This is a genomic window from Luteibacter jiangsuensis, assembly GCF_030812295.1.
Classification (GTDB): domain Bacteria; phylum Pseudomonadota; class Gammaproteobacteria; order Xanthomonadales; family Rhodanobacteraceae; genus Luteibacter; species Luteibacter jiangsuensis_A.
On the sequence record NZ_JAUSSK010000001.1, the window covers coordinates 45,171 to 59,930 of the forward strand.

At 66.6% G+C, this 14,760-nt stretch carries 15 protein-coding genes; 7 read left to right on the top strand and 8 right to left on the bottom strand.

Features of this window, described 5'->3' with window-relative positions:
• Positions 1-10: 10 nt before the first annotated feature.
• From pgaD to J2T07_RS00255, 6 genes are all read right to left on the bottom strand, one after another.
• A complete protein-coding gene (gene pgaD, locus J2T07_RS00230) occupies positions 11-454 on the bottom strand; it encodes a poly-beta-1,6-N-acetyl-D-glucosamine biosynthesis protein PgaD (RefSeq protein WP_306846381.1) in 444 nt (147 codons plus the stop codon).
• Entirely contained in the window at positions 451-1,701 is a 1,251-nt protein-coding gene (gene pgaC / locus J2T07_RS00235; protein WP_306846383.1) for a poly-beta-1,6-N-acetyl-D-glucosamine synthase, read from the bottom strand. The genes pgaD and pgaC overlap by 4 nt, the downstream gene beginning before the upstream one ends.
• Complete coding sequence (pgaB, locus tag J2T07_RS00240; protein ID WP_306846385.1) at positions 1,698-3,572, bottom strand: poly-beta-1,6-N-acetyl-D-glucosamine N-deacetylase PgaB; 1,875 nt, start codon at positions 3,570-3,572, stop codon at positions 1,698-1,700. The genes pgaC and pgaB overlap by 4 nt, the downstream gene beginning before the upstream one ends.
• Before the next feature lie 5 nt (positions 3,573-3,577).
• A complete protein-coding gene (gene pgaA / locus J2T07_RS00245) occupies positions 3,578-5,632 on the bottom strand; it encodes a poly-beta-1,6 N-acetyl-D-glucosamine export porin PgaA (RefSeq protein WP_306846386.1) in 2,055 nt (684 codons plus the stop codon).
• Between the two features lie 226 nt (positions 5,633-5,858).
• Positions 5,859-7,202, bottom strand: coding sequence for an ATP-binding protein (locus J2T07_RS00250; RefSeq protein ID WP_306846388.1), 1,344 nt, complete (start codon positions 7,200-7,202; stop codon positions 5,859-5,861).
• Entirely contained in the window at positions 7,199-7,909 is a 711-nt protein-coding gene (locus J2T07_RS00255; protein ID WP_306846390.1) for a response regulator, read from the bottom strand. Before J2T07_RS00255 ends, J2T07_RS00250 begins: the two co-directional genes overlap by 4 nt.
• A 163-nt stretch (positions 7,910-8,072) precedes the next feature.
• Here J2T07_RS00255 and J2T07_RS00260 point away from each other — a divergent pair, with 163 nt between their 5' ends.
• A complete protein-coding gene (locus J2T07_RS00260) occupies positions 8,073-8,312 on the top strand; it encodes a hypothetical protein (RefSeq protein ID WP_306846392.1) in 240 nt (79 codons plus the stop codon).
• The gene (locus J2T07_RS00265; RefSeq protein ID WP_306846394.1) at positions 8,309-9,058 is read left to right on the top strand and encodes a MipA/OmpV family protein; all 750 of its coding nucleotides are present in this window, start codon (positions 8,309-8,311) and stop codon (positions 9,056-9,058) included. The genes J2T07_RS00260 and J2T07_RS00265 overlap by 4 nt, the downstream gene beginning before the upstream one ends.
• 6 nt (positions 9,059-9,064) lie before the next feature.
• On the opposite strand, the gene J2T07_RS00270 is transcribed toward J2T07_RS00265, so the two are convergent.
• Complete coding sequence (locus J2T07_RS00270) at positions 9,065-9,256, bottom strand: hypothetical protein (protein ID WP_306846396.1); 192 nt, start codon at positions 9,254-9,256, stop codon at positions 9,065-9,067.
• Between the two features lie 118 nt (positions 9,257-9,374).
• On the opposite strand from J2T07_RS00270, the gene J2T07_RS00275 reads away from it, so the two are divergent.
• From J2T07_RS00275 to chrA, 3 genes are read left to right on the top strand one after another with little or no spacing between them, the layout of a single operon-like run.
• On the top strand, positions 9,375-9,731 hold the full coding sequence (locus J2T07_RS00275; protein WP_306846398.1) for a type II toxin-antitoxin system prevent-host-death family antitoxin: 357 nt from the start codon (positions 9,375-9,377) through the stop codon (positions 9,729-9,731).
• Entirely contained in the window at positions 9,728-10,357 is a 630-nt protein-coding gene (locus J2T07_RS00280) for a hypothetical protein (protein ID WP_306846400.1), read from the top strand. The genes J2T07_RS00275 and J2T07_RS00280 overlap by 4 nt, the downstream gene beginning before the upstream one ends.
• Positions 10,354-11,541: a chromate efflux transporter gene (gene chrA / locus J2T07_RS00285; RefSeq protein WP_306846402.1), complete on the top strand. Its 1,188-nt coding sequence runs from the start codon at positions 10,354-10,356 to the stop codon at positions 11,539-11,541. The genes J2T07_RS00280 and chrA overlap by 4 nt, the downstream gene beginning before the upstream one ends.
• Before the next feature lie 6 nt (positions 11,542-11,547).
• Here chrA and J2T07_RS00290 read toward each other — a convergent pair whose 3' ends face one another.
• A complete protein-coding gene (locus J2T07_RS00290) occupies positions 11,548-12,009 on the bottom strand; it encodes a GNAT family N-acetyltransferase (protein ID WP_306846404.1) in 462 nt (153 codons plus the stop codon).
• A gap of 196 nt (positions 12,010-12,205) precedes the next feature.
• Between J2T07_RS00290 and J2T07_RS00295 the strand changes: the two genes are divergently transcribed.
• Both J2T07_RS00295 and J2T07_RS00300 read left to right on the top strand, forming a co-directional pair.
• Positions 12,206-13,681 carry an efflux transporter outer membrane subunit gene (locus tag J2T07_RS00295; protein ID WP_306846407.1) on the top strand — a complete coding sequence of 492 codons (1,476 nt, stop codon included), beginning with the start codon at positions 12,206-12,208 and terminating at the stop codon, positions 13,679-13,681.
• Positions 13,678-14,760, top strand: coding sequence for an HlyD family secretion protein (locus J2T07_RS00300; RefSeq protein WP_306846409.1), 1,083 nt, complete (start codon positions 13,678-13,680; stop codon positions 14,758-14,760). Before J2T07_RS00295 ends, J2T07_RS00300 begins: the two co-directional genes overlap by 4 nt.

Genomic DNA, 14,760 nt, shown 5'->3' on the forward strand with positions numbered 1-14,760 from the left:
TTCGCTGTTCCTACCGGACCTCGTCCAGCTTCATGTAGCCGCCCTCGGAAACGCTGACCACCGAGCGCCGATGGCCTTGCATCTTCACCGCGTCGTCCACCGAAGCGCCGATCGCCGAGGCGGTCTCGGCCACGCCCACCGGCTTGTTGCCGCGACGCTTCTGCTTTCCCGCGAAGCGGGCGTGGTTGTACCCCGACCAGCTGGTGAACACGACCGCACAGGCGATGGCCACGATGAGGATGACGTTGATATCGCCGCCATCGCCGATCGGATCGAGCACATGCAACTGCAGCCAGGCGCTGCGTACACCGAACGCCCACGCGCCCAAGGTGAGCAAGGGCAGCCACAGGAAGACCCAGAACAGCCAGGCGAAGATGGTGACGGTGGTGAACACGGCCTTTTGCGCCGCCGATTGACGTTCCGGGCGCTGGATAAGAATGGCTTCGGCTTTCATCGCAGTCCCCTGTCCGGGCTGACCCAGATCGCGCGTGTCCCCTTGCGCTTCAGCAAGGCCTTGGGCATCGCGACGATCGAGGTCGCCGTGTTGAGCAGCCAATACACCAGCGGATACCAGATCATCCAATAGTAGTTGCGGCCGATGCGCGTCTCGTAGCGGCGGTCCACCAGCAGGCTGATGAGGAACTGCAGCAGGCAGATCGCGCCGAGCACCACGCCATGCCACTGCGGCAGCAGCGTGTCGATGTACAGCGAAGGCGGCAGGTCGACCACGCGGCCGAGCACCCAGAGCACGATGATGACGGCCATCGTGTAGGACCAGAGCAGGCTCATCACATACTCGAAGGCCACCGGCCACATGCGACGCTGGCGCCACTTGAGCAAGCGTCCGGTGTATCGCAGCAGCACCTCGGAGCCACCCTGGGCCCAGCGCAGGCGCTGCTTCCACAGGCCGCGAAGCGTCTCCGGCATCAGGATCCAGCACAGTGCGTTCGGCTCGTAGCGGATTTCCCAGTGACGCATCTGCAGCCGCCAGCTCACGTCGATGTCCTCGGTGACCATGTCGGTGTTCCAGTAGCCCACGTCGTGCAGCGCGCTCTTGCGGAAACAGGCGATCACGCCGGACACCGTGAAGATGCGCCCGTACACACGTTGCGCGCGCTTGATCAGGCCGATGATCGAGGAGAACTCGCCGACCTGCAGCTTGCCCAGCAAGGTGGAACGGTTACGGATGCGCGGGTTGCCCGTGACCGCGGCGACGCGCGGACTCTCGAGCATGTGCATCATCATCCAATGGGTGGCGTAGTCGTCGAGCAAGGCGTCGCCGTCGACGCAGACGAGGAAATCCGATCGCGCGGCGAGTGCCGCCGCACGCAGGCCCATGGCCTTGCCCTGGTTGCTCGACATGTGGATCACCCGCAGCGCGGGGTACTGGTCCATCAGCTGGTCGAGCTGCGTGCCTGTATCGTCGGTGGAGCCGTCGTTGATCGCGATGATCTCGAAGTTCGGGTATTGCTGCGAGGCCAGGTGCGCGATGGTCTCGCGTACCTGCTCACCCTCGTTGTGGCATGGCACCACGAGGGTCACCATCGGGTACTCGGGCAGCATGTGCGGTTGCACGCGTGCCGGCTCCCGGCGTTCCCAGCGCACGAAATAGATGATGCCGCCGCTCATCCAGATGAGCGACATCACCAGCGGGTAATAGAAGGCGAATTCGAGTAGCGCGTGCAGGATGCCGCTGTTCATCGCGCGGGCTCCCGGTAGGGGTAGTCGGCCGCCGAGATATAGGGGCGTATCGCCTCCAGGGCGGGGTGGTCGTGGACGAAGTCATCCGGGTAATAACCTATGTGGCGTCCACCCGCGGCCTGCACGGCGCGCATGCGCGCGCCGAGGTCGCCATCGTCGATCGGCTCGCGTGTTCGCCAGTCGTGGGTCGCGAATTCGAACAGCGTGCGCTCCATGGCGCCGGGGGTGGCGTTCACCTGGGCGACGAGCTTGCGGTACCAGCCCAGCCGGTCCGCTTGCTGGTCGAGCTGGGGCATCGCCATCACCGCGGTCATGTCGTAGGCACGGTTGAAGGCTGGCAGGGCCTGCGCGAACCACGCCTCGGCCTTCGGTTGCAGGATCGGCCGCGCGTAGATGTTGCGCGCGGTGAGCAACTGCGGGCGCCAGCGTTTCATGCGCTCCGCCAGTTCGAGGGTGAAATCGATCAACGCCTGGGTGTTTTGCGCCGGGGTATTCCTAGACCAGGGACCGAGTTGGTCGGTGTCTCGCAGATAGGCGTCGTCGGAAAACAGCACGCCGGCTTCGTCGGCATGCATGGCCAGGTCTTCATAGACATCGCCGATCAGACGGCGCACCCGGGCGTCGTAGGGTGCCAGCCGGTAGTGGTCGCCGCCGGCCTTCGGCTCGCCCGCCAGCGTCGGCAGGTCCTTGCCATCGGGGAAGCGGAAGGCCAGCACGGGCATCCACGCATAGACTCGAACCCCCGCGCGGGTACGCAACTGCCATGACACGCGCGAGAACAGGTCGGCACGCACGGGGAGGTGGCGGTTCGGGAAATACACGGCGTCCGCCACGCCATCGCCGTCCGGATCCGCGTACGCCTGCAGCCAGACCTCACTCGGGTGCATGCGCTTGATCCGATCGAGCAGCTTCGAAAGGTTGCGGTCTTGCTGCGCGGGGTCGGGATCGTACACGTAGTCGAGATCGACCTGCACGGCGCGTGTCGGGTCGACGCGTGTCTGGTGGCGCATCAGCCAGCCGAGGCGGTTGGCGGTGACGTTACCGCTGACCAGAAGCCGCGGGATCGTGCGCCCCGGGACGAGGTTGGGCAGTTTGTCACCCAGGCTGAAGGTGATCGACATGCCCAGTTCGCCGGCGATATCGCGGCCTACCTGGGTATAGGCACCGTAGGGCCACGCGATCGCACGAGGCCGTGCGCCGATGTGTTGCTCGATCTCGTCCGCACTGTGCGCAAGGTCGGTCCGGATGCGCGCTTCATACTCGTCGACCGTTTCGTAACGCTGTTTAGCGGTGTCGTAGGCCAATGCCGAGGCCGTGGGAAGCAGATTGCCTTGCGGGTTCGCGTTCAGGCCCAGGTGCATCTGCCAGGAGTGCGAGGCGAATTCGACCAGGTGGGACTGGTGCATCTCCACGACCTGTTCCCAGGTGAGGAAGCACGAGCGGTCGCAATCGGTGCCGTTGTACGGCATGCGTTGCCCCGGCGCCATGTCCATCCAGGAGCCCACCAGTGCCTGTACAGCGGGATAGTTGTAGGCCCGCAACAGCGGGTAGACACGCGTGTAGAAGCTTTCCAGCCCGTCGTCGAAGGTCAGCAGGACGGCATCGTCGGGCAACGGCGCTCCGCCATGGCTGGCCTGGACGACCTGGTCGAGGCTCACCACGTTGTAACCGTTGGCCTTGAGCCAGTCGAAATGAGCAATGAGATGATCGGTGCTGATGGCGTCGGGATCGCGGTCCGCGTTCAGGCCGACGTCGTCGCGGACATCGTGGTAAGCGAGCACGATGAGGGGCGGCCGCGCAGGCGCGGCCGGCTGCGCGAACGCAGGAAGCGCAAGCCCCAGCAGGGCAAGCAGGATCAACAGCGGGCGCATCGTTCTCATTCTCCCCAGTGCAGCGTCAGGTCGAGGACGACGCGGTGCTCGCGGCGGCCATCGTAGGGTTGGTTGTGCCAGCCGATGCCCCAGCCAAAGTGCACCCCCGGGCCGGTCTGGATCGTCTGGCCATAACGTATGGTGGCCATCCAGTCGGTGGCGAAGCCTTGTTCGGCGTACTGGCCCACGGCCACGTCGATGCGCTGGGTCACGCTGCGCTCGTAGAACTGGCCGAGCAGGTTTTCCAGCCGGCCGGTGACCGCATAGCTGCGGTCGCGGCGCGGATTGAAATACGGCCGATCGGTTTGCGTGTTCATCGATCCACCGAGTTCCAGGCCCCCGTCGAGGGTGAGGTTCGGCGCCGTATGCAGCCGTTGCGTCAGCGTGGCGAGCCAGCCGGTACGCTTGTTGCCATCGCTGAAGTCGTCGCGCGACAGGCCGAGCCGGGCCTGGGTGAGTTCGCTGGCGCGCCAGGTCACGGCGGTGTCCAGCGTCTTCGCCGATATCCCGTAGTACTGTGCACGCAGCGGCGTATCTTCGCCGGCGGTGCTGAAATCCACGGCCCACGACCAGTGATCGCTCAGCGACCAGTCGAAGCCGGCCTCGATCGCGGTCTTGTTCACATAGCTGTCGGTGGCGGGCAGCACCTGCACATACGCTTCGATCCCACGGGCGTAGCCGCGGATACCGAGGCCCACGCGGCTGCGCCGAACGTTGCCCTCGGGCAGGTCCGCGGTCGAATACCGGCCGAGGGCGATCACGCGCCAGTGGTCGTCGATGAGGGGGCTGGCGATCGTGGCCTGGGTGGTGCCGTCGCGATCGCCGAAGTCGGGGCTGGAGCCCTTGCCCTGTTCGGTGCCCAGGTCGAACTGCCAGCCCCGTTCGCGATCCCACGAGCGCAGCGCGCGCTCGACGCGGCCGTTGCGATCGGCCAGGGTCTGGGCGAGGGCGAGGTTCTCGTCCACGCCCTCGTAGTCGTTCAGCGCCCGGCTCGCGTCGGCCTCGCCGATATACGCGCCGACGTCGCGGCGATCGAGCGTACCGGCGATGTTGAAGTCGTCCTGTGCGCGGCGAGGCCAGCCGCGGGCGAGCTCCACCATGCCCAGTTCGCGGCGGATCTGCGAATTGGCCGGGGCTTCGCGGCTGAGCGGTTCCAGCCGGGCATACGCTTCCGCCGGCATGTTCACGTATTCGCGCAATGTCGCGGCGTTGAGGTCGGCGTCGACCTTGCGCGCATTCTGGATCGGCAGCCGGATACCGGGCACGCGCACCCAGGCCGGCTCCTTCGCGGCCAGTTCGTCGATCGTCTTTAACGCCTTCGCCGTTTCGCCCGCTTCAAGGTAGGCGTACATCAGGCCGATCCGCGGTTCGCTTTCGTTGGCGCCGTAGGGGCCGGGGTCCTTCGCGATGCTGTCCTCGTAGAGTGCAGCTGCCTCGGCGGGCCGGCGTTTCACCAGCAAGGCATCGGCCACGGCACGCTGCACGTACGGTGGCAACTCGACGCCCCGCTTGTGCAAGGCGTCATAACGGTTGACCGCCTCGTCCGCGCGGCCGGCATGATCGAGCGCGACGAGCAGGTCGAGTTCCGCACGCTGGCGCAAGCCGGGCGGCAGCTGCGGGTCGTCGGCCATGCGCCGTGCGTCGGCCACCGCGCGGTCGGCTTCCGCGTAGGGTCGAGCGGGGTCGGCGGGCTCGCCGTCGGCCCAGCGGATCTCCTGGGCGACATGGTCGGCGTCGCGGCGGTACCTTGCCGCGGCGTCCGGGGCCGGTCGCAGGCTTTCCGCCAGTTCCTTGGCGCGCGTCGTTGCGCCCAATTCCGTCAATAATGTGACGTTGAGCGCCTGTGCCTCGGTATCGGCGGGCCAGCGGTCGAGGATCGTCTGGCAGAGGGCGAGAGCGTCCACGCGGTGGCCCGCGTCGCGTTCCTGATGCAGCCTGGCCATCAGCGCGTCACGCTCCGCTGGCCTGTCGGCGGCCAAGGCCAACGGGCCGTGAAGTGCCAGCAACAATGCCAGGCACAACCGTCCCCTCGCCACACGCATGCTGCGCGGAGCTGTCATCGAATTCCGTCCCATCCTGTAAACATGATCCCTATCGGCCGTTCCGGATGGTCATTACCGGCACGGAGTAAAAAAAGAAGAACGGTATTTTCGCTGCAAGCACCGTGCCGAAGATAGTCGGCGCAGTCGATACGCACCCCGGCCATCGCGGCTAGACCGAAAGGCATAGTCGCCACGCAAGCTCCCTCATCGCTTGTCGACGTGGCGTGTGCGCCGCCGGGCGCGCTCAGGTCCGCGCGGATTCGATGGGCAGCAGCAGGGTCGCGGCGAGTCCTTGTGCCGTATTGCCCAGGACGACTTCGCCGCCATGGCCGCGCACGATGCTGCGCGCGGTGGGCAAGCCGAGGCCGACGCCACCGGTGTTCCGGTTTCGCGAACTTTCACCGCGGAAGAAGGGACGGAACACCGTTTCCTGCAGCGACTCGGGAATGCCCGGCCCGTTGTCCAGGATGCGCAGCCGCACATGCGCAATGTCGGTATCGAGTTCGACATGGGTCTTGCCGCCATAGCGCATGGCATTTCCCAGCAGGTTCGTGATGGCCCGTTTCAGCGCGATGGGGCGGCCTTCGTAGATCAACCGGGTGGGGCCGGCGTAGGTCACCTCGCCACCTTCGTCGCGACCGTCGTCGATCACGGTCTGGACCAGTCCGGCGAGGTCGAAGCGGGTAGGTGCTTCTTCCTCGCCGTCGCCACGGAAGAAGGCGAGGGCGGCGTCGATCATGGAGCGCATCTCGTCCACGTCGGCGAATAGCTTGCGCCGTTGTTCGGCCTCGTCGATGTACTCGCCACGCAGGCGGATACGCGTGAGCGGCGCGCGCAGGTCGTGGGAAATCGCGGCCAGCATGTCCGTGCGGTCGCGGACGAACCGCTGGATGCGTCCCTGCATCTCGTTGAAAGCGCGCATCGCCACGCGAAGTTCCAGTGGCCCCTCGGGGCGGATCGCCGGTGCTTTCACATCGGCGCCGAAACGTTCGGCGGCCGCGGCGAGCCGGCGCATGGGGCGGGAGAGGTGCCGGCTCGCGACGGCGGCCACGACCACGCTGGAGAACATCACGAACAGGCCGATCACCAGGTAGCGGGTGTGCGGATGGACGCCCCAGATGCGCTTGGCGGTATCGAAAGTCAGCCAGCTGCCGTCCTTCAGCTGCACGGCGAGCATGTAATGGGTCTGCCCGGAGCGGCCCTCCGGGTCGTCGTCGTGGGGATCGAACGCTTCCATCCGCCGCTGCCCGAGTATCTCCACCAGCGGTTCCTTGAAGGACGTCGCATCCTGGTCCGACGGCGGCATCGGCACGTCGTTGCGCGATGCGTACCAGTGCACGCCGTATTCCTCGTGATCGGAGATCGCGGCGGCCATGCGTGGCCGCTCGGCCGCAGGGCAGGCCTCGACGGCTTTCAGCATGATGCCCATCTGCTGCAAAAGCCCGCTCTGGACGATATCGGGACGCGCCCACACGCTGGCGAAGGCGATGACGGCGGCATTGAGCAGCACGACCATCAGGATGGCGAAGACGATGTTCACCATCATCCAACCGGCCAACGTATTCAGGCGCCAGTTGAAGACGCTCATGCGCTCTCCACCGGCACGGCGAACATGTAGCCGGCGTTGCGGATGGTGCGGATGAGTTCCGGTGCCGTCGCGTCGTAGCCGAGCTTGCGGCGCAGGCGGCTCACCTGCACGTCGGTGCTGCGATCGAAAGCCTCGTGGCGATTGCCGCGTGCGAGATCGATCAGTTGCTCGCGCGTCAGCACGCGCTGCGGATGTTCGACGAAGGCCAGGAGGAGATCGAATTCACCGCCGGAGAGTGGCACGAGCGTGCCGTCGCCGGCGCGAAGCTCGCGACGCGCGACGTCGAGTTGCCAGCCGGCGAAGCGCACGGCCACGCGTGTGCCGGTCGTGGGACCCGGTAGCGCGGCGTCCGCACGGCGCAGGATGGCCCGCACGCGTGCCAGCAATTCGCGTGGGTCGAACGGTTTCGCCAGGTAATCGTCGGCGCCCACTTCGAGGCCGACGATGCGTTCGGACGTGGCGCTGGTGGCGGTCACCATGATGATCGGCAGCGACGACTTCGCGCGCACGCGGCGGCAAAGCGACAAGCCGTCTTCGCCGGGAAGCATGAGGTCCAGGGTCATCAGGTCGTAGCTGCCACGGGCCAGCCGTTCGTCCATCGCCACGCCGGACGAGGCCACGTCCACCTCGAAGCCATTACGTTCGAGGAAGCGCCGGAGAAGGGCACCGATTTCCTCGTCGTCGTCTACTACCAGGATGCGTCTCAAGCCCGTCGGTCTCTTTGCGAAAACTCCGTCGTTATAGCCGCTGGCGTGCGCCAAGTCATTTATTTCACGGCGGAAACAATATGTCGCCGCTGCAGGAAAACAGACAAATCGAAGCAAACGACGATGGGCACGCTTGCCACACCTCTTCCCACCAGGTACCACGATGCGCCTGCCCGTCCTCGTTCGTTCCCGGCTGCGCGGCCGTCCACGCGATCCCTCCGTCGAGGCGATCGCGATCGCCTCGCGTCTCGAGCCCGATCCCACGCTCCGCGACGATTGGTTCCACCACGATCCCATCCACGAACTTCGCGGCATGACCGCGGAACGGGCTATCGCCTCGGGCAAGGCAGGCGATCTCGTGCGCCTGCTACGTTCCATCGAAGCGGGGAGGCGTGGACGATGACGCGTCGCTTCTTCTCCGTGGCGATGGGCGGTTTGCTTGCCGTGCCGTCGGTCACGCTCGCGGCCGAGGATGCCAGTTCCTCCTGGGCGCTCGGTGCGGGCTTCGGCGTGGTACGCCGGCCTTACAAGGGCATGGACAACGACACCCTGGCGTTCCCTTTCGTGCGCTACGAGAGCCAACGACTCAACATTCTCGGCACCGGCGCCGACTTCAAGTTCGCTCCGGTCGGTGCGTTTTCGTTCCGCCTGCGTGCCCGCTACGATTTCGGCGATGGCTACGACGCTGGCGATTCCTCGTTCCTGCGCGGGATGGCCGACCGGAAGGGTGGGTTCCGGGCAGGTGCCGCCGTGGTCTGGCGGCCCGGTCAGGTGGAGATGTCGCTCGACTGGCTGGCGGGCATCGGCAGCGCCAAGGGAAAAAAGGCCAACCTGAGCTTCGCGGTGCCGTTCCATGCGGGTCCGTTGCGGATCACGCCATACGTCGCCGCCGGATGGGTCGACCGGACCTATGCCACCTGGTATTTCGGCGTCCGCCCGTCCGAGGCGCGGCCAGGCCGTCCCGCCTACGAGGCGGACGCGACGGTGAACTTCATGGCAGGCGTTCGCGCCGAGTATCCGTTCGCCCGGCGCCATGCCTTGTTCCTGGATGTGAGCGGCACGCGCTACGGAAGCGAGATCCGCGACAGTCCTATCGTCGATCGCTCGAATTCGACGATGGTCCGCGTCGGCTACGCCTACCGGTTCTGATGCACGTCACGAGGTGACCGATGCCTGCAAGGCCGCAGCCAGGCCGGCGTCGCCGCTCAGTACGTCCTTCCAGGCAAGCGAGATGCCGTTTCGCTTGCCCTTGGCCACCAGTTTCAGGCCGTCGGGGTCGATGGTGAGGGTATAGGCCTGGCCGTCGACCTCGAGTTCGCGTTTCAGTGGTTTATCCAGTGGTGTCATGGGGCGTGCTCCTTGATGAGGGGCCCAGCATGTAGTCAGCCTTGTCTGGGGCTGGTGTAGGCGTCCCAAAAAGGGAAATTAGGGTATATTGGACCCAGAGCCCCTCTGGAGTGACGCCATGGCCCTGACCCTCAAGCTCGACGCCATCGAAGACCTTCCGCATACCGCGGCTTCCGATGTGAAGAAACTCGGCTGGCGCGGCGTGATGCGGGCGATCGGCCGTACGGGCAAGGTGGTGGTGACGAACCACAGCGAACCCGAGGCGGTGATCCTTTCCGCGGAGGAATACGGGGCCATCATGCGCGCGCTCAACGACGCCGGGTCGCAGCACGAGTCCGCGCTCGATGCGCTTCGCCACCGTTTCGATGAACGCCTGGCCTCGCTGCAGGCCGACGATGCCGGCGATCGCTTGCGTTCCCTCATGCGTGGCCCGACGACCCTGGGCGGAAAGGTCAAGGCCGGGGACACGCATTGAAGGGGCGTCCCGTCCTGTATGTGTTGGCGGGAGTGAACGGTGCTGGCAAGAGTTCCATCGGCGGTTACCGCCTGCGGCAGGCCGGGCTGGACTGGTTCGACCCGGACACCTTCGCGCGCGAACTGGTCGCCGATACCGGATGCGCGCAGGTCGAAGCGAACGCCGCCGCATGGAACGAAGGCATGCGCCGACTCGATGAGGCGGTGGCGTGCGGCACGGTCCACGCGTTCGAAACCACACTGGGCGGCAACACGGTGCCCGCCAAGATCGCGGACGCCACGCGGACGCACGACGTGCTCATGTGGTTTTGCGGACTGTCGTCGCCCGAGCGGCATGTCGCTCGTGTCGCGGCGCGCGTTGCCGCCGGCGGGCACGACATTCCGGAAGCGAAGATACGCGAACGCTACGTCGCGGCGCTGGAGAACCTCATCGCCTTGCTGCCCGCGATCGCCTTGCTGCAGGTATACGACAACAGTGTCGACGTCGCGCGCGGAGAAGCGATTCCCGATCCGTTGCTTGTCGCCGAGATCGCCCGTGGGCGCTTGGTGAGCCCCAGCGATATCGATGTCTTGCGGCGCACGCCGGATTGGGCAAAGCCCATTCTCGAAGCGGCGCTTTCGTCATGAGTGCAGGGGGCGGCGCATGGGAAGTGGGCACAGCCTTCCTCAAGCTCGGCTTGACCTCGTTCGGCGGCCCGGTGGCGCACCTGGGCTATTTCCGCCGCGAGTTCGTCGAGCGGCGACGCTGGCTCGACGAGGAACACTTCAGCCAGCTGCTGGCGCTATGCCAGTTCCTGCCGGGCCCGGCCAGCAGCCAGCTAGGCTTTTCGATCGGCCTGCTTCGCGCGGGATGGGCAGGCGCCATCGCCGCTTTCGTCGCCTTCACCTTGCCCTCGGTGCTCCTGCTGCTTGCGTTCGCCACATTGAGCGTCTATCTGGCCGGGCCGTGGGGACAGGGCGCGATCCACGGACTGAAGCTGGTTGCCGTGGCGGTCGTCGCCCACGCGGTGCTTGGCATGGGCCGAACGTTGACCCCGGATCGCACTCGCCTCCTCATGGCCGCGGCGGCCGCGGGCGCGATCGCCTTCGGCACGAGTCCCGCGATGCAGTTGGGCGTCGTGGCGTGCGGTGCCCTGCTGGGTCCATGGTTGTGCCGCGGCGTGCATGCGCGACAGGGCGAGACGTTCCCGCTGGCCTATGGCCGGCCCCTGGGTTTCGCCTTGCTCTGCGTGTTCGGGTTGCTGCTCCTGCTCTCCTTGATCGTCGCACCGGGCCTGTCGCCGCTGGGGCAGGTGGCCGGTGCGTTCTATCGGGCCGGTGCGCTCGTGTTCGGCGGCGGGCATGTCGTGCTGCCGCTGTTGAAGCAGGCCGTCGTCGATCCCGGTTGGATAGGCAACGACACCTTCCTCGCGGGCTATGGCGCGGCGCAGGCGGTGCCCGGGCCGATGTTCTCGCTGTCCGCGTTCCTTGGTTATCGCTTGCAGGGAGAGCAGGGCGGATTCGCCGGCGCGCTGGTCGGCTTGCTGTCGATCTTCCTGCCGGGCCTGTTGCTGGTCGGCGGCGCCTTGCCGTTCTGGCGCGCGCTGGCCATGCGCAACGACGCGGCGCGCATGCTCGCCGGCGTGAACGCGGTGGTGGTCGGCATGCTGGCGTACGCGTTTTACGATCCGGTGTGGATCAGCGCGGTGCGCGATGTGCCGGACTTCGCCATCGCCGCCGCGGCATTCGGCTTGCTCATCGCGCGCTGGTCCGCGTTGCCGGTGGTCGCGCTATGCGTCGCGGTGTCCGTGTTGCGCGTGGCGTTGGCTTGAAGGCCCTCAAAGCAACTTGCGGTACACGATGAAGCCGGACTTCTCCGCCACCTTGTCGTAGAGCTGCATGGCATGCGTGTTCGTCTCGTGGGTCTGCCAGTAAACGCGCCCCGCGCCGGCCTTCTTCGCCTCCGCGTACACACGCTCGATCAAGGCACGTCCGATGCCGGTGCCGCGCGAGGATGGCGTCGTGAACAGATCCTGCATGTAGCAGTTGTCGCTGGTGCTGGTGGTCGTGCGATGGAACAGGAAGTGCGCCAGGCCGAGCAACAGGCCCGAGCGCTCGGCGACCAGGGCGTGCATGGGTTCGGTGGCGTCGAGGAAACGCGCCCAGGTCGCCAGCGTGATGGGCTCCGCCAGCGCGGTCGCTCCTTCCCGGCCGTAGAACGCGTTGTAACCGTCCCACAGGGGCTTCCAGGCGGCGAAGTCCCGGTTCGTCACGTATCTGATCGCGAAGGGCTCGGTCATGTTCACTCAACCCAGGAAGTTCGGGCTTCGATGATGGCGCAATCGCGGCACGCGCGCCACGCAACGGAAGCTCCCGGCGTTTCGTCTTGATCTCGATCAAGCCGTCAGGGAGCCGCCCGGTCATGCTGTGAACCGACTTCGGATTCTAAGGTGCATGCGCCCATGACGGTTCACTGGCGACCCGGCATCTATCGGCATGGCTGACTATGGCGCGTCATCGGCATGCACCCGGCGGGGTGCGGTTTCCGTGCTCTGCGTCCTGGTGAGTGGATGCGTATCCCTCGCGCCAGCGCCCGTGACGCCACCCTTGCCCGTCGCCGCCGACTGGCCGGCCGATGCACCGCACGATCCGGACGCGAACGTGCATGCGCCGGAACTGCCCTGGGAAAGGTATTTTGTCGAACCGTCATTGCAACAGCTGATCCAGTCCGCCCTGCGGAACAATCGCGACCTGCGCATCGCCGTCCTGCGGGTCGAAGAGGCACGAGCGGCCTATCGGATCAGCCGTGCGGACGCGTGGCCGACGCTGGCGGTGGGCATGCAGGCCTCGCGCGCCCGCGTTCCGGGCGACCTGAACCTCACCGGTCACTCGCTGGTCTCCGGTGACGACGAGGCCTATGTCGGCATCAGCAGCTGGGAGCTCGACCTGTGGGGACGTGTGCGCGACCTGAAGTCGGGCGCTTTGGAGACGTATCTGGCAACCGATGCGGCCCGGGCCGCGGTGCGCGTAAGCCTCATCGCGCAAGTCGCCGACGGCTACCTCGGACTGCGCGAGCTGGACGAGCGCGTGGCACTTGCCCGACGAACGGAGGAAAGCCGCGCGGAGGCATTTCGCATCTTCACGCGGCGCCACGATGTCGGTGCCATCTCGAAGCTGGAGTTGACCGAAGTCCAGACCCTGCTCACCCAGGCTCAGGCCTTGCGAACCCAACTCGAGCAAGCACGCGCCATCCAGGCACATGCATTGGGGCGCCTGGTGGGCGACGGTACCGACGCCTTGACGGCATCCGGGCACTTCGATGACGCCGCGATCTTCGGTGAACTCCAGGTGGGACTGCCGTCGCGGCTGCTGGTCGACCGCCCCGATATCATGGCCTCCGAGCACCAGTTGCGTGCCGCGGACTTCAGTATCGGCGCGGCGCGGGCCGCGTTCTTCCCTCGCATCGCGTTGACCGCCACCTGGGGAACGGCCAGTGCCGAGCTGGACGGCCTGTTCGACGCCGGCAGTCGCGCGTGGACCTTCGTGCCGACGTTTTCCTTGCCGATCTTCGACGGTGGCCGTCGTCGTGCGAACCTGGACGTGACCCGGGTGCGCCGGGAGATCGCAGTCGCGGATTACGAGAGAACGGTTCAGAACGCCTTTCGCGAGGTCGCCGACGCATTGGCGGCCCGGCAATGGCTGGACCGGCAGGTTCGCTTCCAGCGCATGACGGTCGACACCCAGATCGAGCGAGCGCGACTGGCGCAGCTTCGCTACGACAGCGGGGCCGCCCCCTATCTCGAGGTGCTCGACGCACAACGTGCGCTGCTGGCGGCGGAACAGGAATGGGTGCAGGCACGCCGCGCCTTGTTGTCCAGCCGTGTCGCGCTCTATGCGGCGCTGGGTGGCGGTGCCGGTGTCGATGTCGCGCCGTCGTATTCCTCCACGCCAGCGACGGCGCAGAGCCGATGATCGCCTTCGACTCCCGAAAGAAGAAGTTGCTGGCCATCGCCGGGGCGGTCGTGGCGTTGTCGGTGGCGGGGCTCTATGGATGGTTTTCGTTCCACAGCGAAGGCCCGGGCGACGGCTTCGTCAGCGGCAACGGACGCATCGAGGCGACCGAGATCGACGTGGCGACGAAGTTGGCGGGGCGGGTCGATGCCATCCTGGTCGTGGAGGGGGACTTCGTGAAGGCTGGCCAGCCGCTCGGACGCATGCAGGTGCAGGTGTTGCAGGCGCAGTACGACGAAGCACGTGCCCAGGAGCAGCAAACCGAGCAGGTGGTGAATGCCGCCGAAGCCCAGGTAGCCGTGCGTGAGAGCGACGTGGCCGCGGCCGAGGCATTGGTGCGTCAGCGCGAGGCCGAGCTGGATGCGGCGCGTCGTCGGCTCGCGCGCTCCGAGACCCTGTCCAAGGAGGGGGCGTCTTCCGTGCAGGAACTGGACGACGACCGCGCGCACGCGCGCAGCGCGGAAGCGGCGGTGGCGGCCACGCGGGCACAGGTGGCCGCCGCGAAGGCGGCGGTGGCCGCGGCTCGCGCGCAGCTTACCGGCGCGCGTTCGTCGGTCATCGCGGCGCAGGCGACGACGGCGAGGGTCGCCGCCGATATCGCCGATAGCGAGCTGAAAGCTCCCCGTGACGGCAGGGTGCAGTTCCTCGTCGCACAACCGGGTGAGGTGCTGGGCGCGGGCGGTCGCGTGCTGAACATGATCGACTTGTCGGATGTCTACATGACCTTCTTTCTACCCGAGGCGGTCGCTGGCCGCGTGGCGTTGGGCAGCGAGGCGCACATCGTGCTCGATGCCGCTCCCCAGTATGTCCTGCCAGCGACGGTGTCGTTCGTGTCGAGTACGGCGCAGTTCACGCCCAAGAGCGTGGAAACGGCCAGCGAGAGGCAGAAGCTGATGTTCCGGGTCAGGGCGCACATTCCACCGTCGTTGCTTCGCCAGCATCTCAGTCAGGTGAAGACAGGCCTTCCAGGGGTGGCCTGGATTCGCACCGACGCCAGCAAGCCATGGCCGCCCGGGTTGATTCTCCGGGTGCCGGAGTAG

What these genes read in the sequence shown, in the direction of transcription:
- pgaD (WP_306846381.1), bottom strand. Translation starts at nt 454, where the DNA reads ATGAAAGCCGAAGCCATTCTTATCCAGCGCCCGGAACGTCAATCGGCG.
- pgaC (WP_306846383.1), bottom strand. Translation starts at nt 1,701, where the DNA reads ATGAACAGCGGCATCCTGCACGCGCTACTCGAATTCGCCTTCTATTAC.
- pgaB (WP_306846385.1), bottom strand. Translation starts at nt 3,572, where the DNA reads ATGCGCCCGCTGTTGATCCTGCTTGCCCTGCTGGGGCTTGCGCTTCCT.
- pgaA (WP_306846386.1), bottom strand. Translation starts at nt 5,632, where the DNA reads ATGACAGCTCCGCGCAGCATGCGTGTGGCGAGGGGACGGTTGTGCCTG.
- J2T07_RS00250 (WP_306846388.1), bottom strand. Translation starts at nt 7,202, where the DNA reads ATGAGCGTCTTCAACTGGCGCCTGAATACGTTGGCCGGTTGGATGATG.
- J2T07_RS00260 (WP_306846392.1), top strand. Translation starts at nt 8,073, where the DNA reads ATGCGCCTGCCCGTCCTCGTTCGTTCCCGGCTGCGCGGCCGTCCACGC.
- J2T07_RS00265 (WP_306846394.1), top strand. Translation starts at nt 8,309, where the DNA reads ATGACGCGTCGCTTCTTCTCCGTGGCGATGGGCGGTTTGCTTGCCGTG.
- J2T07_RS00270 (WP_306846396.1), bottom strand. Translation starts at nt 9,256, where the DNA reads ATGACACCACTGGATAAACCACTGAAACGCGAACTCGAGGTCGACGGC.
- J2T07_RS00275 (WP_306846398.1), top strand. Translation starts at nt 9,375, where the DNA reads ATGGCCCTGACCCTCAAGCTCGACGCCATCGAAGACCTTCCGCATACC.
- chrA (WP_306846402.1), top strand. Translation starts at nt 10,354, where the DNA reads ATGAGTGCAGGGGGCGGCGCATGGGAAGTGGGCACAGCCTTCCTCAAG.
- J2T07_RS00290 (WP_306846404.1), bottom strand. Translation starts at nt 12,009, where the DNA reads ATGACCGAGCCCTTCGCGATCAGATACGTGACGAACCGGGACTTCGCC.
- J2T07_RS00295 (WP_306846407.1), top strand. Translation starts at nt 12,206, where the DNA reads ATGGCTGACTATGGCGCGTCATCGGCATGCACCCGGCGGGGTGCGGTT.
- J2T07_RS00300 (WP_306846409.1), top strand. Translation starts at nt 13,678, where the DNA reads ATGATCGCCTTCGACTCCCGAAAGAAGAAGTTGCTGGCCATCGCCGGG.